General features: G+C 57.5%; 17 protein-coding genes and 1 other annotated feature. Of the genes, 13 read left to right on the forward strand and 4 right to left on the reverse strand.

Annotation, left to right across the window (positions count from 1 at the left end; genetic code table 11):
- Nucleotides 1-45 precede the first annotated feature (45 nt).
- Complete coding sequence (gene arcA / locus MXF20_RS13040; RefSeq protein ID WP_325969720.1) at nucleotides 46-762, reverse strand: two-component system response regulator ArcA; 717 nt, start codon at nucleotides 760-762, stop codon at nucleotides 46-48.
- Between the two features lie 609 nt (nucleotides 763-1,371).
- On the opposite strand from arcA, the gene MXF20_RS13045 reads away from it, so the two are divergent.
- From MXF20_RS13045 to thrC, 5 genes are all read left to right on the forward strand, one after another.
- Entirely contained in the window at nucleotides 1,372-2,091 is a 720-nt protein-coding gene (locus MXF20_RS13045) for a tRNA/rRNA methyltransferase (RefSeq protein ID WP_325969721.1), read from the forward strand.
- Between the two features lie 171 nt (nucleotides 2,092-2,262).
- A complete protein-coding gene (gene thrL / locus MXF20_RS13050) occupies nucleotides 2,263-2,334 on the forward strand; it encodes a thr operon leader peptide (protein ID WP_325969891.1) in 72 nt (23 codons plus the stop codon).
- Nucleotides 2,270-2,393, forward strand: a sequence feature (Thr leader region). Its footprint overlaps the gene before it by 65 nt.
- 26 nt (nucleotides 2,394-2,419) lie before the next feature.
- Entirely contained in the window at nucleotides 2,420-4,882 is a 2,463-nt protein-coding gene (gene thrA / locus MXF20_RS13055; RefSeq protein ID WP_325969722.1) for a bifunctional aspartate kinase/homoserine dehydrogenase I, read from the forward strand.
- A gap of 2 nt (nucleotides 4,883-4,884) precedes the next feature.
- A complete protein-coding gene (gene thrB, locus MXF20_RS13060) occupies nucleotides 4,885-5,814 on the forward strand; it encodes a homoserine kinase (protein WP_325969892.1) in 930 nt (309 codons plus the stop codon).
- A gap of 3 nt (nucleotides 5,815-5,817) precedes the next feature.
- A complete protein-coding gene (gene thrC / locus MXF20_RS13065; protein ID WP_021508656.1) occupies nucleotides 5,818-7,101 on the forward strand; it encodes a threonine synthase in 1,284 nt (427 codons plus the stop codon).
- A 116-nt stretch (nucleotides 7,102-7,217) separates the two neighbouring features.
- Here thrC and yaaA read toward each other — a convergent pair whose 3' ends face one another.
- Nucleotides 7,218-7,991 (reverse strand): peroxide stress protein YaaA, encoded by a 774-nt coding sequence (gene yaaA / locus MXF20_RS13070; RefSeq protein ID WP_325969723.1) that lies wholly within the window; start codon nucleotides 7,989-7,991, stop codon nucleotides 7,218-7,220.
- Nucleotides 7,992-8,204: 213 nt separating this feature from the next.
- On the opposite strand from yaaA, the gene tal reads away from it, so the two are divergent.
- The 3 genes from tal to MXF20_RS13085 all read left to right on the forward strand — a co-directional run bounded on the left by tal (nucleotide 8,205) and on the right by MXF20_RS13085 (nucleotide 11,294).
- Nucleotides 8,205-9,158: a transaldolase gene (gene tal, locus MXF20_RS13075; protein WP_325969724.1), complete on the forward strand. Its 954-nt coding sequence runs from the start codon at nucleotides 8,205-8,207 to the stop codon at nucleotides 9,156-9,158.
- 124 nt (nucleotides 9,159-9,282) lie between these two features.
- Nucleotides 9,283-9,870, forward strand: coding sequence for a molybdopterin adenylyltransferase (gene mog / locus MXF20_RS13080; protein ID WP_325969725.1), 588 nt, complete (start codon nucleotides 9,283-9,285; stop codon nucleotides 9,868-9,870).
- A gap of 113 nt (nucleotides 9,871-9,983) precedes the next feature.
- Nucleotides 9,984-11,294 carry an MFS transporter gene (locus MXF20_RS13085; protein ID WP_325969726.1) on the forward strand — a complete coding sequence of 437 codons (1,311 nt, stop codon included), beginning with the start codon at nucleotides 9,984-9,986 and terminating at the stop codon, nucleotides 11,292-11,294.
- A gap of 34 nt (nucleotides 11,295-11,328) precedes the next feature.
- Here MXF20_RS13085 and satP read toward each other — a convergent pair whose 3' ends face one another.
- Entirely contained in the window at nucleotides 11,329-11,889 is a 561-nt protein-coding gene (gene satP, locus MXF20_RS13090) for an acetate uptake transporter (RefSeq protein WP_325969727.1), read from the reverse strand.
- 297 nt (nucleotides 11,890-12,186) lie between these two features.
- Here satP and dnaK point away from each other — a divergent pair, with 297 nt between their 5' ends.
- The 4 genes from dnaK (at nucleotide 12,187) to MXF20_RS13110 (ending at nucleotide 17,175) form a co-directional block, all read left to right on the forward strand.
- A complete protein-coding gene (dnaK, locus tag MXF20_RS13095; protein ID WP_325969728.1) occupies nucleotides 12,187-14,097 on the forward strand; it encodes a molecular chaperone DnaK in 1,911 nt (636 codons plus the stop codon).
- Nucleotides 14,098-14,200: 103 nt separating this feature from the next.
- Complete coding sequence (gene dnaJ, locus MXF20_RS13100; protein WP_021508663.1) at nucleotides 14,201-15,337, forward strand: molecular chaperone DnaJ; 1,137 nt, start codon at nucleotides 14,201-14,203, stop codon at nucleotides 15,335-15,337.
- Nucleotides 15,338-15,776: 439 nt separating this feature from the next.
- The gene (locus MXF20_RS13105; protein ID WP_325969729.1) at nucleotides 15,777-16,550 is read left to right on the forward strand and encodes a siderophore-interacting protein; all 774 of its coding nucleotides are present in this window, start codon (nucleotides 15,777-15,779) and stop codon (nucleotides 16,548-16,550) included.
- 85 nt (nucleotides 16,551-16,635) lie between these two features.
- A complete protein-coding gene (locus MXF20_RS13110; protein ID WP_325969730.1) occupies nucleotides 16,636-17,175 on the forward strand; it encodes a PadR family transcriptional regulator in 540 nt (179 codons plus the stop codon).
- A 17-nt stretch (nucleotides 17,176-17,192) separates the two neighbouring features.
- Here MXF20_RS13110 and MXF20_RS13115 read toward each other — a convergent pair whose 3' ends face one another.
- The gene (locus tag MXF20_RS13115) at nucleotides 17,193-17,480 is read right to left on the reverse strand and encodes a SelT/SelW/SelH family protein (RefSeq protein WP_021506610.1); all 288 of its coding nucleotides are present in this window, start codon (nucleotides 17,478-17,480) and stop codon (nucleotides 17,193-17,195) included.
- A 342-nt stretch (nucleotides 17,481-17,822) separates the two neighbouring features.
- Between MXF20_RS13115 and MXF20_RS13120 the strand changes: the two genes are divergently transcribed.
- A complete protein-coding gene (locus tag MXF20_RS13120; protein ID WP_325969731.1) occupies nucleotides 17,823-20,189 on the forward strand; it encodes a TonB-dependent receptor domain-containing protein in 2,367 nt (788 codons plus the stop codon).
- Nucleotides 20,190-20,197 lie beyond the last annotated feature (8 nt).

Consider the following 20,197-nt stretch of genomic DNA (forward strand, 5'->3'; position numbering starts at 1 on the left):
TAAAAAAACGCCCTGACGGGCGTTTTTTTGTTTCGCGACGGACGCTTAATCCTGCAGCTCACCGCAGAAGCGGTAGCCTTCGCCGTGGATAGTGGCGATGATTTCCGGCGTATCCGGCGTCGACTCAAAGTGTTTGCGGATGCGGCGAATGGTGACATCCACCGTACGGTCATGCGGCTTCAGCTCGCGACCGGTCATCTTCTTCAGCAGGTCGGCGCGCGTCTGGATTTTGCCTGGGTTTTCGCAGAAGTGCAGCATGGCGCGGAACTCACTGCGCGGCAGCTTATACTGCTCGCCGTTCGGACTGATCAGCGAGCGGCTGTTGATATCCAGCTCCCAGCCGTTGAAGCGATAGCTCTCGACCTGACGGCGCTCTTCACTCGGCATCGCCAGATTCATGGTACGCGACAGCAGGTTGCGCGCACGAATCGTCAGCTCACGTGGGTTAAACGGCTTGGTGATGTAATCGTCAGCACCGATCTCCAGACCGAGGATTTTATCCACTTCGTTATCACGGCCGGTGAGGAACATCAAAGCGACATTGGCCTGTTCGCGCAGTTCGCGCGCCAGCAGTAAACCGTTTTTGCCTGGCAGGTTGATGTCCATGATCACCAGATTGACGTCGTTATCGGTCAAAACCTGATGCATCTCGGCGCCGTCGGTGGCTTCATAGACCACGTAACCTTCGGCCTCAAAAATACTTTTAAGGGTGTTACGCGTGACCAGTTCGTCTTCAACGATAAGAATGTGCGGGGTCTGCATGTTTCGCTACCTAAAATTTGCCAACAAATCGAAAACAGGGCGTACGGCGGTTGCCATAACTGTTCCACTGAACAGTGGGCCGTTCGCAACCGGTGTACGAAATGATCTTCGGAATACACCATCCATCTACGTCAACTTCAGTGTTAGCTCAGCCAGTCAGGATGAATATTTGCGTGCCCCGTGGGTATCGGACTGGCGCTTATCCTAACCGTATTAACAGCAACCTAACAGCACCAACAACAACCGATAAGCATAAAAACAACGCTTCGTTGACTTATATCAAATGCAAGTGTAGCACGTTAACACTTTTATGAAAAACTTCTACTGGAATGCCAGCTTAGCTCACAAAAAGCAGCATTTTCGCTACATTTCAGCTGCATCAGCGCAAAAGTAAAACCTGCAGGCAATAACTTTTCAATTGTATGAAAAGTAATATGTTAATGGGCGATAAGTACATAAATTTTGCTTATTACGCATAATTTCGCCTGCCCGGCATTTTTGCCCGGTTTTAACATCCTTAACATCTTATTTTCTCAGGCCGCTGCAGTTGGTATTTTGCCGGCTGCGTGCCAACATAGGTCGGGTTATTAACCGTTCGATGGAAAAATCATGCATTTCCCCCTGATCCTTGTCTCACCCGCTCGCCCGGAGAATATCGGCGCGGCAGCCCGCGCCATGAAAACCATGGGATTTAGCGAGTTGCGTATTGTCGCCAGTGATGCCTGGCAGGATCCGGCCGCACGGCGTGTGGCACACGGCGCCGGTGAGATTCTCGACCACGTGAAAACCTATGACACACTGAGCGCCGCGCTGGCTGATGTCGACTTTTCCGTGGCCACTACTGCCCGCAGCCGGGCGAAGTTTCGCTATTACGCTACGCCGGCGCAGGTCGAAACCATCCTGCAGGAGAAGCGCCAGTGGCTGAACCGCATTGCGCTGGTGTTTGGTCGTGAAGACAGCGGGCTGACCAATGAGGAGCTGGAACAGGTGGATCTGCTGACCGGCATCCCGATGGCGCAGGACTATCCTTCGCTGAATCTTGGTCAGGCGGTCATGGTGTTTTGCTATCAGCTGTCGTCGCTGCATCAGGTGGCCGCCGCACCGGTTGAGGCGGCTAATGCGCAGCAGCTGCAGGCGCTGCGCCAGCGTTTTCATCAGCTGCTGGTAACGCTGGAAGTGAGCGATGATGCCAAACTGGCGGACTGGATCGATCAGCGCATCGGTCTGCTGGAGCAGCGCGACAGCGCCATGCTGCACCGTTTGCTGCACGACGTAGAAAAAAAACTTATAGATAATTGCTCGGGAAAACCGGCTTCTGATAGTGAGTGATCGGGCGTCTGTGGCGGTGCCTGAACGATCACAATCCGTTTCGGCATCTGTGGCGCAGCACTGCGCAGCAGCACCATCGGAGTGCAAAGACAAATTCGTTGACTTAACGTGCGCTTTGCTTTACTTCTGGAAGGCAGACGGACAAGACAAAGACAGACAGAAAAAATCTCAATGCGTAACGACAGCCTGAACACCACCATTATTATTACCACCACCATTACCACAGGTAACGGTGCGGGCTGACGCATACAGGAAAAACAAAAGAAAGAAGCCCGCACCTCAACAGTGCGGGCTTTTTTTTCGGCAAAAATTCAGGAGAGCTTTAATCATGCGAGTGCTGAAATTCGGCGGAACCTCGGTAGCCAATGCGGAACGTTTTCTCCGCGTGGCAGACATTCTGGAAAGCAATGCGCAACAGGGACAGGTTGCCACCGTGCTCTCTGCGCCGGCGAAAATCACCAATCATCTGGTAGCGATGATTGAGAAAACCATCAGCGGCCAGGATGCACTGCCGAATATCAGCGACGCCGAACGCATTTTTGCCGAACTGCTGCAGGGGCTGGCCGATACTCAGCCGGGCTTCGATTATGACGGCCTGAAAACCCGCGTTGAGCTGGAGTTTGCCCAGCTGAAACAGGTGCTGCACGGCATCAGCCTGCTGGGCCAGTGCCCGGATGCCGTCAACGCCGCCATTATCTGTCGCGGCGAGAAGCTGTCGATTGCCATCATGGAAGCGCTACTGCAGGCGCGCGGCCACAAAGTGACGGTGATCGATCCGGTCGAGAAACTGCTGGCGGTGGGCCACTATCTTGAATCGACCGTGGATATCGCTGAATCCACCCGGCGCATCGCGGCCAGCCAGATCCCGACTGACCACATGATCCTGATGGCAGGCTTTACCGCCGGCAATGAGAAGGGTGAGCTGGTGGTGCTGGGGCGCAACGGCTCCGACTACTCGGCGGCGGTGCTGGCGGCGTGTCTGCGCGCGGACTGCTGTGAAATCTGGACCGACGTTGATGGCGTTTACACCTGCGATCCGCGTCAGGTGCCGGATGCGCGCCTGCTGAAGTCGATGTCCTATCAGGAAGCGATGGAGCTCTCCTACTTCGGCGCCAAAGTGCTGCACCCGCGCACCATCGCGCCGATTGCCCAGTTCCAGATTCCCTGCCTGATCAAAAACACCGCCAATCCTCAGGCGCCGGGCACCCTGATTGGCGGCGAAGGCGAAGTGGATGAGAACCCGGTAAAAGGCATCACCAACCTGAATAACATGGCGATGTTTAACGTCTCCGGTCCGGGGATGAAAGGCATGGTCGGGATGGCGGCGCGCGTGTTTGCCGCGATGTCACGCACCGGCATTTCCGTGGTGCTGATCACCCAATCCTCGTCGGAATACAGCATCAGCTTCTGTGTGCCGCAGAACGAGCAGGCGCGTGCGCGCCGCGTGCTGGAAGAAGAATTCTACCTCGAACTGAAAGATGGCCTGCTCGATCCGCTCGACGTGCTGGAGCAGCTGGCGGTGATTTCGGTGGTGGGTGACGGCATGCGCACGCTGCGCGGCATCTCCGCCAAATTCTTCTCAGCGCTGGCACGTGCCAACATCAATATCGTGGCGATTGCGCAGGGCTCGTCCGAACGTTCCATCTCCGTCGTGGTCAGCAACGATGACGTCACCACCGGCGTGCGCGTGGTGCATCAGATGCTGTTCGCCACCGATCAGGTGATCGAAGTGTTTGTGGTGGGCGTCGGCGGCGTTGGCGGCGCACTGCTCGACCAACTGCACCGCCAGCAGGCGTGGCTGAAGGGCAAGCATATCGATCTGCGCGTGTGCGGCATCGCCAATTCACATGCGCTGCTGACCAACGTGCACGGCATCGATCTCAGCAACTGGAAGGCGGCGCTGGCGGAAGCCAAAGAGCCGTTTAACCTCGGCCGGCTGATTCGTCTGGTGAAAGAGTACCATCTGCTCAACCCGGTGATCGTCGATTGTACGTCCAGCCAGGCGGTGGCCGATCAGTACGCAGACTTCCTCGCCGAAGGTTTCCACGTGGTCACGCCGAATAAAAAGGCCAATACCTCGTCGTGGAATTACTACCAGCAAATGCGTGCGGCGGCGGCGAAATCGCGCCGTAAGTTCCTTTACGACACCAACGTCGGTGCCGGTCTGCCGGTGATTGAAAACCTGCAGAACCTGCTGAACGCCGGCGATGAGCTGATCAAATTCTCCGGCATCCTGTCGGGCTCGCTGTCGTTTATCTTTGGCAAGCTGGATGAGGGCGTGACGCTGTCCGAAGCTACCCGCATGGCGCGCGAGCTGGGCTTTACCGAGCCGGATCCGCGTGACGACCTGTCCGGTACTGACGTGGCGCGTAAGCTGCTGATTCTGGCGCGTGAGGCGGGTCATCAGCTGGAGCTGAGCGACATCGATATCGAGCCGCTGCTGCCCGCCAGCCTGACGGACATCGCCGACGTCGATCAGTTTATGGCGCGGCTGCCGGAGCTGGACAACGCCTTTGCCGCGCGCGTTGCCAAAGCGCGTGATGAGGGTAAAGTGTTACGCTTCGTCGGCGCGATTGAAGAGGGCGGCGCCTGCAAGGTTAAAATCGATGCGGTGGACGGCAACGATCCGCTGTACAAAGTGAAGAACGGCGAGAACGCCCTGGCGTTTTACAGCCGCTATTATCAGCCGATCCCGCTGGTTCTGCGCGGATATGGCGCGGGGAATGATGTTACCGCGGCAGGTGTGTTTGCCGATTTGCTGCGCACGCTGACGTGGAAGTTGGGAGTTTAATGATGGTAAAAATTTATGCACCGGCCTCGATAGGTAACGTCAGCGTCGGCTTTGATGTGCTGGGCGCGGCGGTTTCGCCGGTGGATGGCACCCTGCTCGGCGACTGTGTCTCGGTCGAAGCGGCTGACCAGTTTAGCCTGCAGAACAAAGGGCGCTTTGTCAGCAAACTGCCCGCCGAACCGCAGGACAACATCGTTTATCAGTGCTGGCAGCGTTTCTGCCAGGCGATCGGTAAAGAGGTCCCGGTGGCGATGACGCTGGAGAAAAACATGCCGATTGGCTCGGGCCTCGGTTCCAGCGCCTGCTCGGTGGTGGCCGGCCTGATGGCGATGAATGAGTTCTGCGGCAAGCCGCTTAACGACACCGAACTGCTGGCGCTGATGGGCGAGCTGGAAGGGCGTATTTCCGGCAGCGTGCATTATGACAACGTCGCGCCGTGCTTCCTCGGAGGCGTACAGCTGATGATTGAAGAGAACGGGATCATCAGCCAGGAGGTGCCGTGCTTTGATGACTGGCTGTGGGTGATGGCTTATCCGGGCATCAAAGTCTCTACGGCAGAAGCTCGCGCCATCCTGCCGGCGCAGTATCGCAAGCAGGATGCCATCAAACATGGTCGTCTGCTGGCCGGCTTTATTCACGCCTGCCACAGCCGTCAGCCGCTGCTGGCGGCTAAACTGATGCAGGATGTGATCGCCGAGCCGTATCGCACCAAACTGCTGCCGGGCTTCGCTGAGGCGCGGCAGGCGGCCAGCGACATCGGCGCGCTGGCCTGCGGTATTTCGGGCTCTGGCCCGACACTTTTCGCCGTTTGCAACGAGATGGCAACGGCACAGCGGATGGCGGACTGGCTGAGCCAGCACTATCTGCAGAATGATGAAGGCTTCGTCCATATCTGCCGTCTTGATACGGCTGGCGCACGTAAACTGGGATAACGCATGAAACTCTACAACCTTAAGGATCATAACGAGCAGGTTAGCTTCGCGCAGGCCGTGAAACAGGGCCTCGGCTCGCAGCAGGGGCTGTTTTTCCCGCTGGAACTGCCGGAATTTGAGCTGACCGACATTGATGCGATGCTGGAGATGGATTTCGTCAGCCGCAGCAGCAAGATTCTCTCTGCTTACATCGGCGATGAAATTGCCGCGCACCAGCTGGCCGAGCGCGTGAAGAACGCCTTCGCCTTCCCGGCACCGGTGAGCCAGGTGAGCGACGATGTGGCCTGTCTCGAACTGTTCCACGGTCCGACGCTGGCGTTTAAAGATTTCGGCGGGCGCTTTATGGCGCAGATGCTGTCGTATGTGTCTGGCGCAGATGAGCAGATCACCATTCTGACTGCGACCTCCGGTGATACCGGCGCCGCGGTGGCGCACGCGTTCTACGGTATGGAAAACGTGCGCGTGGTGATCCTGTATCCGCAGGGCAAAATCAGCCCGCTGCAGGAGAAGCTGTTCTGTACGCTGGGCGGCAACATCGAAACCATCGCTATCGACGGCGACTTCGATGCCTGTCAGGCGCTGGTGAAGCAGGCGTTTGATGATGAAGAGCTGAAAAAAGCCATCGGCCTGAACTCCGCAAACTCCATCAACATCAGCCGTCTGCTGGCACAGATTTGCTATTACTTCGAAGCGGTGGCGCAGCTGCCGCAGGAGAAACGCAATCAGCTGGTGGTGTCGGTGCCGAGCGGCAACTTCGGCGATCTCACGGCCGGTCTGCTGGCGAAATCGCTCGGTCTGCCGATCAAGCGCTTTATCGCCGCGACCAATGCTAACGATACCGTGCCGCGCTTCCTCGCCGACGGTCAGTGGCAGCCGAACGCGACCGTGGCAACGCTGTCGAACGCGATGGATGTCAGCCAGCCTAACAACTGGCCGCGCGTGGAAGAGCTGTTCCGCCGCAAAACCTGGCGCCTGACCGATCTGGCTTACGGCGCGGTATCGGACGAGACCACCAAAGCCACCATGCGCGAGCTGGCAGAGTTGGGTTACCTGTCCGAACCGCACGCGGCGATTGCCTATCGTCTGCTGCGCGATCAGCTGCAGGAAGGGGAGTTTGGCCTGTTCCTCGGCACTGCGCATCCGGCGAAGTTTAAGGAGAGCGTGGAAGAGATTCTCGGCCAGCCGCTGCCGCTGCCGGAAGCGCTGGCCGCGCGCGCCGATTTGCCGCTGCTGTCGCATGCCATGAAGGCGGATTTCGCCGCGCTGCGGGCGTTTTTGCTGAAGTAAATATCACACGGGCCGGTCACATCGGCCCGTTATGCATTTTTGTCGCGGCGCGATTTAGCGCGGGTTTTAAAAGACGCGCAATGAACTGCGCTGCGACGATTCAGGTGAAACTGGCGTTACTGCTCGCGGCGCTTAAACACCAGCTCGTTATCCTTGCTCTCCGCCGCATCAAAGAAATAGCCGTCAACATCAAACTTCTTCAGCTGTGCCGGTTTCGTCAGGCGCTTCTCAATCACGTAACGGCTCATCAGGCCACGCGCCTTCTTGGCGTAGAAACTGATCACCTTGAACTTACCGTTTTTCTCATCAAGGAATACCGGCTTCACCAGTTCGGCATTCAGCTGCTTCGGCTTGACGGCTTTGAAATACTCATCCGACGCCAGGTTGATCAGCACGTCATCGCCCTGTTCCGCCAGCGCATCGTTGAGCTTTTGCGTCAGCAGATCGCCCCAGAAGCTGTAGAGATCTTTGCCCGCCGGATTCGCCAGTTTGATGCCCATCTCTAAGCGGTACGGCTGCATCAAATCCAGCGGGCGCAGCAGGCCGTACAGGCCCGAAAGCATACGCAGGTGTTTTTGAGCAAAATCAAAGTCCGCCTCGCTGAAGGTCTCAGCCTGCAAACCGGTATAGACATCGCCTTTAAACGCCAGGATCGCCTGCCGCGCGTTATCGGGTGAGAAGGGCGGCTGCCACTGGCTGAAACGGTCGGCATTGAGGTGCGCCAGTTTGTCGCTGATGCCCATCAGCGAAGCGATTTGCGCCGGGGAAAGGTCGCGCGCGACATCAATCAGCTGCTGTGATTTTTCTAACAGCGCCGGTTGGGTAAACCGTGACGTAGCCAGCGGGCTTTCATAATCCAGTGTTTTGGCTGGCGAGATAACCATCAGCATTGTGTCTGTCCTCGTTGACCCGCTGTTTTCAGGGGATAGATGGGAAAAAATGTCGCGACGAGTGTAGCAAAAAAGCTGCACGGATCGGCAAATCGCTCCCATTTGTTAGCGCTATCGTAAAGGGCACGCGGCGATGTTGCGCCGCTTAGCCTGCGTGATATTATCGCAACAGCCTTTTACACCCTGACAGTCAACTTAAGAGAAAAGAGAACCATGACGGACAAACTTACTTCCTTGCGTCAGCTGACTACTGTGGTCGCCGACACCGGTGATATCGCGGCAATGAAACTCTACCAACCGCAGGACGCCACCACTAACCCTTCTTTGATCCTCAACGCTGCGCAAATCCCTGAATACCGCAAACTGATTGACGAAGCCATTAGCTGGGCACGTCAGCAGAGCAGCAACAAAGAAGAGCAGCTGGCGCTGGTTTCTGACAAGCTGGCCGTCAACATTGGTCTGGAAATTCTCAAACTGATCCCGGGGCGTATCTCTACTGAAGTGGATGCGCGCCTCTCATACGACACCGACGCGAGCATCGCGAAAGCGCGTAGCCTGATCAAACTGTATAACGATGCTGGCATCAGCAACGATCGTATCCTGATCAAACTGGCTTCTACCTGGCAGGGTATCCGCGCGGCGGAGCAGCTGGAAAAAGAAGGCATCAACTGTAACCTGACGCTGCTGTTCTCCTTCGCCCAGGCGCGTGCCTGTGCCGAAGCGGGCGTGTTCCTGATTTCTCCGTTCGTGGGCCGTATTCTCGACTGGTACAAGCAGAACACCGACAAGAAAGAGTACGCGGCGCATGAAGATCCAGGCGTGGTGTCTGTGTCTGAAATCTACGATTACTACAAGCAGCACGGCTATGAAACCGTGGTGATGGGCGCCAGCTTCCGTAACGTCGGCGAAATCATCGAACTGGCCGGCTGTGACCGCCTGACCATCTCTCCGGGCCTGCTGAAAGAGCTGGCCGAGAGCGAAGGCAGCGTAGAGCGTAAACTGAGCTACAGCGGCGAAGTGAAAGCACGTCCGGCAAAAATGACCGAAGCGGAATTCCTGTGGCAGCACAACCAGGATCCAATGGCAGTGACCAAGCTGGCCGAAGGTATCCGCAACTTTGCCATCGACCAGGGCAAACTTGAGAAGATGATCGCCGAACTGCTGTAAGGTGATGTCCCGTGGCGGCTGCCGGTCGCCACGGTTTTCGCGTTTCCCTCGCTGGTGCTTTGTATTATCCTTTCTGTCATTCCCCTTTTTCTTACCGCCCTGCGGTCAACATAGCGATAACTCTATGGATACTTTACGTATTGGCTTAATTTCCGTGTCCGATCGGGCCGCCAACGGCATCTATCAGGATCAGGGCATTCCGGCGCTGGAGAGCTGGCTGAGCGCTGCGCTGGCGACACCGTTTGAAATTGAAACCCGCCTGGTTCCGGATGAGCAGCCGATGATTGAGCAGGCGATCTGCGAACTGGTGGACGAACGCTTTTGTCACCTGGTGCTGACCACCGGCGGCACCGGTCCGGCCCGGCGCGACGTCACGCCGGATGCGACCTTAGCGGTAGCCGATCGCGAGATGCCCGGCTTTGGCGAGCAGATGCGGCAGATTAGCCTGCAGTTTGTGCCGACCGCGATTCTGTCACGCCAGGTGGGCGTGATCCGCAAGCAGTCGCTGATTCTTAATCTGCCAGGCCAACCGAAATCGATTAAAGAGACGCTGGAAGGGCTGAAAGCAGAGGACGGTACGGTAAAAGTGCCGGGCATTTTTGCCGCTGTACCTTATTGTTTACAGCTGCTGGAAGGGCCTTACGTCGAGACGCACAGCGAAGTGGTAGCAGCTTTTCGCCCGAAAAGCGCACGGCGTGAGACAAACGTCTGAAAATCGCCGTTTTCAGGCATAAAATTCAGTGCGGCTGGTGTGGCAAAATATTGACGGTATAGTAACTGTAGCTTTACAACTATACTGACACGGCCTCTGGATACCGCACGCTTATGGATTCGCTGACATCTCCCCGACTCAATCGACAGGATTATAAAACCCTGTCGCTGGCTGCCCTTGGCGGGGCGCTGGAATTCTACGATTTTATCATCTTCGTCTTTTTCGCTGCGGTGATTGGCGAGCTGTTCTTTCCGCCAGACATCCCGGAATGGCTGCGCCAGGTGCAGACGTTTGCCATCTTCGCTGCCGGTTATCTGGCGCGCCCGCTGGGCGGCATTATCATGGCGCACTTTGGCGACAAAGTCGGGCGTAAGAAGATGTTCAGCCTGAGTATTCTGCTGATGGCGCTGCCGACGCTGGCGATGGGCGCGCTGCCCACCTACGCCAGCATTGGCATTGCCGCACCGTTACTGATGCTGCTGATGCGCGTGCTGCAGGGCGCGGCCATTGGCGGCGAGGTGCCGGGCGCATGGGTGTTTGTCGCGGAGCATGTGCCGGAGAAACGCATCGGCTTTGCCTGCGGCACGCTGACTGCAGGCTTGACCGCCGGCATTCTGCTTGGTTCGCTGGTGGCGACGGTGCTGAATACTTCGCTTTCCCCGGCGGCGATACGCGATCACGGCTGGCGCATTCCTTTCTTCCTCGGCGGCCTGTTTGGCCTGCTGGCGATGTATCTGCGCCGCTGGCTGCATGAAACGCCGGTGTTCCGCCAGATGCAGCAGCGCAAAGCGCTGGCGGAAAAGCTGCCGCTGCAGACCATTCTCGCCAGCCATAAGCGCGGCATTGCGGTGTCGATGCTGCTTACCTGGCTGCTGTCGGCCTGTATTGTGGTGGTGATTCTGATGGCGCCAACGCTGATGCAGAAACAGCATGGCGTGCCGGCAGCGCTCAGTCTGCAGGCCAACAGTTTCGCGACCGTGATGCTGCTGATCGGCTGCGTGCTGGCGGGCTGGATTGTCGATCGCTACGGTGCGGCGCGCACCCTGCTGATCGGGTCGCTGCTGCTGGCGCTGTGCAGCTGGAGCTTTTTCCAGCAGCTTGGCGGCACGCCGCAGATGCTGTTCGTCTGGTACGGTCTGGCGGGACTGAGCGTGGGCGTGGTCGGCGTGGTGCCGTTTGTTATGGTGCGGGCGTTTCCGGCGGCGGTGCGCTTCACCGGTATCTCGTTCTCTTACAACGTGTCGTATGCCATCTTTGGCGGCCTGACGCCGATTAGCGTCACGCTGATGATGTCGCTGACGCCGATGGCACCGGCCTGGTACGTGCTGGCGCTGGCGCTGATCGGCATGCTGGTGGCGCTGTGGTTATGGCATGACAGTCGCCAGGCTAATGCGCAGCTGGATGTCTCGCTGCATTCCTCGTAATGACGACGCGCGGAGTGGCTCCGCGCGCGTTTCATCACTCGCCAATCGGCAACACGCTGCGTCCAAACTTCTCGTTCAGCACTTCGCCCATCGCCAGATAAAAAGCGCTGGCACCACAGACGATACCCACCCAGCCGGCGATGCGCAGCAGCGCCGCGTGATCGAGCAGATGACCAATCGCCAGCAGCGCAAACAGCAGCGTCAGGCTGGCAAACACAAACTGCAGCATTCTTGCGGCCCGCAGCGTGCCAAAGAACAGAAACAGCGTGAAGATGCCCCACAGTGCCAGATAAGCGCCGAGGAAGTGGCCATCGGCGGCAGCGGCAAGCCCCATTTTTGGCAGCAGCAGAATCGCCACCAGCGTCAGCCAGAAGCTGCCGTAGGAGGTAAAGGCGGTCAGGCCGAAGGTGTTGCCTTTTTTATACTCCAGCAGCCCGGCAAGGATTTGCGCGATGCCGCCATAAAAAAGGCCCATTGCCAGGATAATGACATCCATCTCAAACAGACCGGTGTTGTGTAAGTTGAGCAGGATGGTGGTCATACCAAAACCCATCAGGCCCAGTGGGGCGGGATTCGCCAGCGTGGTGTTGCCCATAATTCCTCAGCAGCAGCGTTATTGTTTATTGGTGTAGCGCCCGTGCCAGCAGCGCTGGGGCGCGGGGCGCTGCATCATAATCAGGTGGCTTTTGCCGCACTTTGATCTCACGGGGTAAGAGAATCTAAATTTTTTTTAGTTTTAACCCTTGATGCGCTTCGAAGCGGCCCCATTTAGTTGTCATCAAGCATTGTGAGGCAGCAAAAAAATCTGCCGCAGCAGTTGAAAGTGGTCAGCGTGACCGCATCTCTGCTTCACAACCCAATTTGGCAAAGAATTTAAGTGGGAGACGTTTAGATGGGTAAGATTATTGGTATTGACCTGGGTACAACCAACTCATGTGTGGCGATTATGGACGGTGGCAAAGCACGCGTGCTTGAAAACGCCGAAGGCGATCGCACCACACCGTCAATCATTGCATATACCGGGGATGGCGAAACTCTGGTCGGTCAACCGGCTAAACGTCAGGCGGTGACCAACCCGCAGAACACCCTGTTTGCAATCAAGCGCCTGATCGGCCGTCGTTTCCAGGACGAAGAAGTGCAGCGTGATATCAAAATCATGCCGTACAAAATCATCGGTTCTGACAACGGTGACGCATGGCTGGACGTGAAAGGCCAGAAAATGGCACCGCCGCAGATCTCTGCAGAAGTGCTGAAAAAAATGAAGAAAACCGCGGAAGATTTCCTCGGTGAGCCGGTAACCGAAGCAGTTATCACCGTACCAGCCTACTTCAACGATGCGCAGCGTCAGGCGACCAAAGACGCCGGCCGTATCGCGGGTCTGGACGTAAAACGTATCATCAACGAACCGACCGCAGCGGCACTGGCTTACGGCCTGGATAAAGGTCAGGGCAACCGCACCATCGCGGTATACGACCTGGGTGGCGGTACCTTCGACATCTCCATCATCGAGATCGACGAAGTTGACGGCGAGAAAACCTTCGAAGTACTGGCGACCAACGGTGATACTCACCTGGGTGGTGAAGACTTCGACAGCCGTCTGATCAACTACCTGGTGGCAGAATTCAAGAAAGATCAGGGCATCGATCTGCACAACGATCCGCTGGCGATGCAGCGCCTGAAAGAAGCCGCAGAGAAAGCGAAAATCGAGCTCTCTTCTGCGCAGCAGACCGACGTTAACCTGCCGTACATCACGGCGGACGCCACCGGTCCTAAGCACCTGAACATCAAAGTGACCCGCGCGAAGCTGGAATCACTGGTGGAAGATCTGGTTAGCCGCTCGATTGAGCCGCTGAAAGTGGCACTGAGCGATGCTGGTCTGTCAGTCTCTGACATCAACGACGTGATCCTGGTCGGTGGTCAGACGCGTATGCCAATGGTGCAGGCGAAAGTGGCCGAGTTCTTCGGTAAAGAGCCACGTAAAGACGTGAACCCGGACGAAGCGGTCGCTGTCGGTGCTGCGGTCCAGGGCGGCGTGCTGGCTGGTGAAGTGAAAGACGTTCTGCTGCTGGACGTAACCCCGCTGTCGCTGGGTATCGAAACCATGGGTGGCGTGATGACGTCGCTGATCAGCAAGAACACCACGATCCCAACCAAGCACAGCCAGGTGTTCTCGACTGCTGAAGACAACCAGTCTGCCGTGACCATTCACGTGCTGCAGGGTGAGCGTAAGCGTTCCGCGGATAACAAATCGCTGGGCCAGTTCAACCTCGACGGAATTCAGCCTGCGCCGCGCGGTATGCCACAGATCGAAGTGACCTTCGACATCGATGCTGACGGTATTCTGCATGTGTCTGCCAAAGACAAAAACAGCGGCAAAGAGCAGAAGATCACCATCAAAGCGTCTTCTGGTCTGAACGAGGAAGAGATCGAAAAAATGGTTCGTGACGCGGAAGCTAACGCCGAGTCAGACCGTAAGTTCGAAGAGCTGGTGCAGACGCGTAACCAGGGTGACCAGATTGCGCACAGCACGCGTAAGCAGCTGGACGAAGCCGGTGACAAACTGTCGGCGGAAGACAAAGCACCTATCGAGTCTGCTCTGAACGATCTGAACACCGCGCTTAAAGGCGAAGATAAAGCAGAAATCGAAGCCAAAATGCAGGCGCTGATGGAAGTGTCCAGCAAGCTGATGGAACTGGCGCAGCAGCAGTCTCAGGCTGGCGCAGCGGATGCCGGCGACGCTTCGGCGAAGAAAGATGACGACGTTGTCGACGCTGAATTCGAAGAAGTGAAAGATAAAAAATAATTGCCCCTGACCGGGCGCGACGGCTGGCCTGACAGCCGTTGAAACCAGCACGGGCGTCGGAGATCTCTCCACGCCCGTGCGATCATGTTAAGGGCAGAATAAAATGGCTAAGAGTGATTTTTACGAGATCTTAGGCGTCTCAAAATCCGCCGATGAGCGCGAAATCAAAAAGGCCTATAAGCGCCTGGCGATGAAGTATCACCCTGACCGTAATCCGGGCGATAAAGAGGCCGAAACCAAATTCAAAGAGGTCAAGGAAGCCTACGAGATCCTCACCGATGCGCAGAAGCGTGCGGCTTACGATCAGTACGGTCATGCGGCGTTTGAGCAGGGCGGTGGTGGCGGATTCGGCGGCGGCTTTGGTGGCGGCGGTGCCGACTTCAGCGATATCTTTGGCGACGTGTTCGGCGATATCTTTGGTGGTGGTCGCCGTCAGCGCGCCTCACGCGGCGCCGATTTACGCTACAACATGGAACTGACGCTGGAAGAAGCGGTACGCGGCGTGACCAAAGAGATCCGCATTCCTACGCTGGAAGAGTGTGATGTCTGCCACGGCAGCGGCGCCAAAGCTGGCACCCAGCCGCAGACCTGTCCGACCTGTCACGGTGCGGGCCAGGTACAGATGCGTCAGGGCTTCTTTACCGTGCAGCAAGCCTGTCCGACCTGTCACGGTCGCGGCTCGGTGATTAAAGATCCGTGCAACGCCTGTCACGGCCACGGCCGCGTCGAGCGCCAGAAAACGCTGTCGGTGAAAATCCCGGCAGGCGTCGACACCGGCGACCGTATCCGTCTTAGCGGAGAAGGTGAAGCGGGCGAACACGGCGCACCGGCTGGCGATCTGTACGTGCAGGTTTCGGTGAAGAAACACCCAATCTTCGAGCGTGAAGATAACAACCTGTACTGCGAAGTGCCGATCAATTTTGCCATGGCAGCGCTGGGCGGCGAGATTGAAGTGCCGACGCTCGACGGTCGCGTGAAGCTGAAAGTGCCGGCAGAAACCCAGACCGGCAAGCTGTTCCGCATGCGCGGCAAAGGCGTGAAGTCGGTGCGCGGCGGTGCGGTTGGCGATCTGCTGTGTCGCGTGGTGGTGGAAACCCCGGTCAGCCTCAACGACAAGCAAAAAGCGCTGCTGCGCGAGCTGGAAGAGAGCTTCGGCGGACCAACCGGCGAGAAAAACAGCCCGCGCTCCAAAAGCTTCTTCGACGGTGTGAAGAAGTTCTTTGACGATCTGACGCGCTAATCGGCTGCGTTACCAGGAAAAGCGGAGAGGTGACTCTCCGCTTTTTTTATGCGCGGCGCTGCCATGCAGATATTCAACGGCATTGTTTTTTGTCATTCAACGCTTTAACAGCTCACCTCCTGTCAAAACGACAGCATCTTGGTAGCTGCGCCATTTATTGCGCGATAAATCGCGCCGCTACAAATGTCGTGCGGCTTGCGACTACCTCAACAGGGCGCCATTGATGGCGACCTGAAGCCGCGAAAACCCCCGCCAAAAACGCCTCCTCATCTTGCAAAAACCGGCTCCGTTTTCATCAATAGCATTTTTCGGCATTGCGTCGAAAATATATCATAGGTATCTTGCAAGGCGTTTAATGAGAATGATTTTCGATAACATCCACCATCAGCGGTGTGCGGCAGCGCAGTAGCGCGGGACCGCCGCTGCAGGGAGAGAAACGTTGCCAAACCCGACTCACCACCGCGCTCCGCAACGCGTGCGCAATGAATTACGCTTCCGTCACATCACCGTCGCCAGCAAAACGCGGGTGGCCGATGCCTTCTGGCGCATCGTCTTCAGCGGCAGCGATCTGGCGGGCTTCCACTCGCCCTCTTTTGATGACCACATCAAGGTGTTTTTCCCGGATACGCCAGGCAGTGCGCTGGCGCTGCCGCACATGACTGACGAAGGCATCGTCTGGCCTGAGGGTGTGCGTCCGGCGGCGCGTGACTATACGCCGCTGGCCTTTAACGGCAGCGATTCGCTGACGCTGGATTTTTATATCCACGATGGCGGCGTCGCCAGCAGCTGGGCCAGTGCCGCTCAGCCGGGCGATCGCATCGCCATGGGCGGCCCGCGCGGCTCGTGCGTCGCGCCAGTGGATTATGCCTGCCAGATCTATGTGTGTGATGAGACCGGTCTGCCGGCGTTTAAGCGTCGCTATCAGGAAATGCAGGCACAGCAAATTCATCTGCTGGCCTGTGTCGATGAGCCAATCGGCCGCGCGTATCTTGGCGACCTGCCGGACGTCACGGTGAGCTGGCTCGGCAGCGGCAACATGCAGGCTGAGGCGCTGACGCCGGTGCTCGACCAGATAGTGCTGCCCGCCGAAGATTACTTCATCTGGCTGACCGGCGAAGGCGCAGCGGTGAAGCAGCTGAGCGATTACTTTACGCAGCAGCGCGCGGCACACAGCGACCTGGTGCGCGCCGTCGCTTACTGGCATCAGAAATAACCGTCGCCCGCCCGCGGCCGCCTGTGTTGAATTTTGCCAGGCAGCGGACTACTATCAACGTCCCTTAACTGACCCCGGGAAGGCGATGAAACAGCAGCGGGATGTTCCAGAGCACGCCGATGCGGCGCAGCGTGCCAGCTGTGCCGGCGCGCGCAGAAAGCGGCGTGAGCGGATGCTGGATGCCAGCGATGTCCGGCTGCTGATCCTGCACTTTCTGGCCAGTGGTGCGGCGCACGGGTATGAACTGATCAAGTCGGTGGAAGAATTGTCGAAGGGCGAATATTCCCCCAGCCCCGGCATTATTTATCCCAACCTGACGCTGCTGGAAGAGATGGACGCCATCCGCGTGGTGGATGCCCAGGCCGCGCGCAAAGCCTACGCGCTCAACGACGCAGGCCGCGCGCTGCTGGCGGAAAATCGCGATAACCTGACGGTGATTATTGAGCGGCTCGCCTCGCTGGCGATTCTGGTCAATAACCGCAGCATTCCCCAGGTAGAGCAGGCGATCCACACGCTTCGCTACACGCTCAATCACCGGCTGTCGCAGGAGCAGATTTCACCCGCCACGGTAGACATTGTCGTGGCGGCGCTGCAGGACGCGGCGAAGAAGATCGCCAGCAGCTAAGCGCTCACCCTTTACCGTTACGGTTTCTTCTTGTCCACGTGCCCCAGTTCGCGATCCGGCCAGCAGACATCGCGCACCCGCTGTTTCAGCGCCGCCGCGTCGGGAAAACCGCCTTCCTGTTTGCGTTCCCAAATTACCTGACCATCAATGCTGATCTCGAACACGCCGCCGCTGCCGGGCTGGAGCGTGACCGCGCTGAGATCGCCGGCGAAAGTATGCAGCAGCTCCTGCGCCATCCACGCCGAACGCAGCAGCCAGTTACATTGGGTACAGTAGTGAATGGTTACTGCCGGTTTATCTGCCATCCTATCCCTCCTGTTAGTGCTTGATTAATCATGGGTTAACAAATTGTGCGCACAAAGATACATCTTGATGCAAATGATATTGATAATGATTACCAATTGCATTAAATTGTTTTCGCCATCATTTTACTCTCTATAAATCCCACAGGCATCCCTGCGGCGCCGCTGTCAGTGACACCCGGCAGCTGTGCACTGAAGCGTGCATGACACTGTGCCACAGGTGCCGGGATCGATAACATTATCTGGCCAGCGTGACGCGCTGTTTCACGGTTTTTAGCATAAAGCCGTGGTTTTCTGGCAGCAAACAAGTGAGCGAATACTAACAATTAACCAGGTATTTCGCGCATGTCTTTCAACCTTCAGGGAACTGTTCAGCAGCGTCTGTGTAAAGTCGCTGTCATTGCTTCAGCCATTCACGCAGCCTGCAGCTATGCCGCCAGCGACAGCATCACGCTGGCGCGTTCCGCAGAGCATAACAGTAGCAGTGAACCGGTCATGACCGTCACCGCACCAAAGCCGCAGGCCGGCAATAAAACCACGCTCACCGCCAGCGATCTGCAGAAACGCGGCGCCAATGACTTCGGTTCGATCATGCGTTATGAGCCGCTGGTCAGCGCCACTGGTGCGGCGGGCGGTTCGTCAGCCGGTAAAAGCGGCTTTGACCGTGCAGGCTATACCGGCTACAACATTCGCGGGCTGGAAAGTAACCGTGTCGGACTGGATATCGATGGCATTCCGGTACCGGACGCCACCGGGCGTCCGTACGTCAGCCGCGCCGGGAACAACACCTTCGGTATCGGTCGCGACTACATCGATCCTTATATGTTTGGTAGCGTCGAGATTGAAAAGGGCGCTACGTCGGTGGAGCAACCGAATACCGCGATCGGCGGCAACGTGTCGTTTCACAACAAATCGCCGGACGACTACCTCAGCAGCGATACAACCCACTATTTCGGTTATCAGAGCAACTACAGCTCGGAAGATCGCAGCTGGCACAACGGCATCACTGCGGCGGCAGGGGATGATGAACTGCGCGGCCTGTTTGTCTACAGCCGCCGCGATGGCCAGCAGACGCGCAACAACAGCGGCGTAAAAGACGCCTATCCGGCCAACTGGCACTCGGATGCCTTTATGACGTCAGGCATCTGGCAGCCAGACGATCAGCACAAGCTGAGCGCCACCTTCGACTACTACCACAAAACCAATCACACCCACTACGATACCTGGGACAGCACCACCGGCAACACTATCTGGGGTACGGCGCAACAGCAGAGCGATTCGCGCCGCTGGGGCATTAACCTTGTCGATGAGTGGACGCCGTATAACGAGGTGATCGACACACTGACCACGCGGGTTTACTGGCAGCAAACCGAGGCGCACGACACCACATGGCTGCCGACCAGCGCCAGTCAGTACGGCTTCGTCTACTCTGACTACAACGTCGATACCTTAGGATTTGACACGCGCGCCAGCAAAACACTCGGTCGCCACGAACTGAGCGGCGGCGTCAACGCGCGTGTGGAGAACAGCGAGCGTCCGTTCCGCCAGGAGCCGAACCCGGGCACCTTCGGCACCATCACCCAGCCGCAGTCGGACAGCCGTTCCTGGACCGTGGCCGGTTATCTGCAGGATAAGATCAGTTTCGATCTCGATAGCCACACTTTCGCGCTGATTCCCGGCGTGCGCGTCATTCATCAAAGCACCAAACCGAAGAACCTCGGCGATCTGACCAACGGCAGCACGGTGCTGACTGAAGAGCAGGTGGAAAAACTGTACGGCAAGACCAATTCAGACACCGAAGTGCTGCCGTCACTGACCTTGCAGTACGATATCAATCCGGCGCTCACCACCTGGCTGCAATATAAGCGCGGCGTGGAGTTCCCGACCACCAGCCAGCTGTACGGCTCGTGGAACCTTGGTTCAAGCTACGCCGGCAGCGCGCAGTATGCGCTGATTGGTAATGCCGATCTGAAAACCGAGACCAGCAACAATTTTGAGTGGGGTCTGAAAGGACAGCCGACCGACGGTATCACCCTCAATACCTCGGTGTTCTACAACACCTACAAAAACTTTATTGCCTACACCCGCTATCGTCGTGCCACCAACCCGGCGATGTTCGTCAATGTTCCGGCCAACATCTACACCAGCTATCAGGCTGAGAACCGCGACAAAGCCTACATTTATGGGGCGGAGATCAGCACCCGCGTCAACTACGGCAGCTGGTTCCCGACCGTGGATGGCCTGAGCAGCACCTTTGCGCTCGGCTACAGCGAGGGTAAAGCGAAATCCCGCTATCTGGGCGACAAATACATCGATCTCGACAGCGTCGCGCCGCTGAAAGCGATTGTCGGCGTCGCGTGGGACGACAAAGCGCGCGGTTACGGCGCGGCGCTCACCGCCACCTTCGTCAAAGGCAAACAGGCCAGCGCCACCAACCGTGAAAGCTACAGCAACAGCGGGGCGGCCATCAGCGACGCCAGCAGCGAATACATGCGCGTGCCGGGCTACGGCCTGATCGATGCCACTGCGTACTGGCAGCTGACGAAAAACGTCAGGCTGAGCGGCGGTGTCTACAACATTACCGATCGCAAATACTGGGATTACCTCAGCAGCCGCACGCTGACCAGCGCCAGCGCGCAGGAGCGCAACGACATCAATCTGGCCGTGATGCCGGGACGCACCTGGCAACTGGGCGTGAACGTCGACTTCTAATCACTTTT

Source organism: Pantoea dispersa (genome assembly GCF_035783935.1).
GTDB classification, from domain to species: Bacteria; Pseudomonadota; Gammaproteobacteria; order Enterobacterales; family Enterobacteriaceae; genus Pantoea; species Pantoea dispersa_C.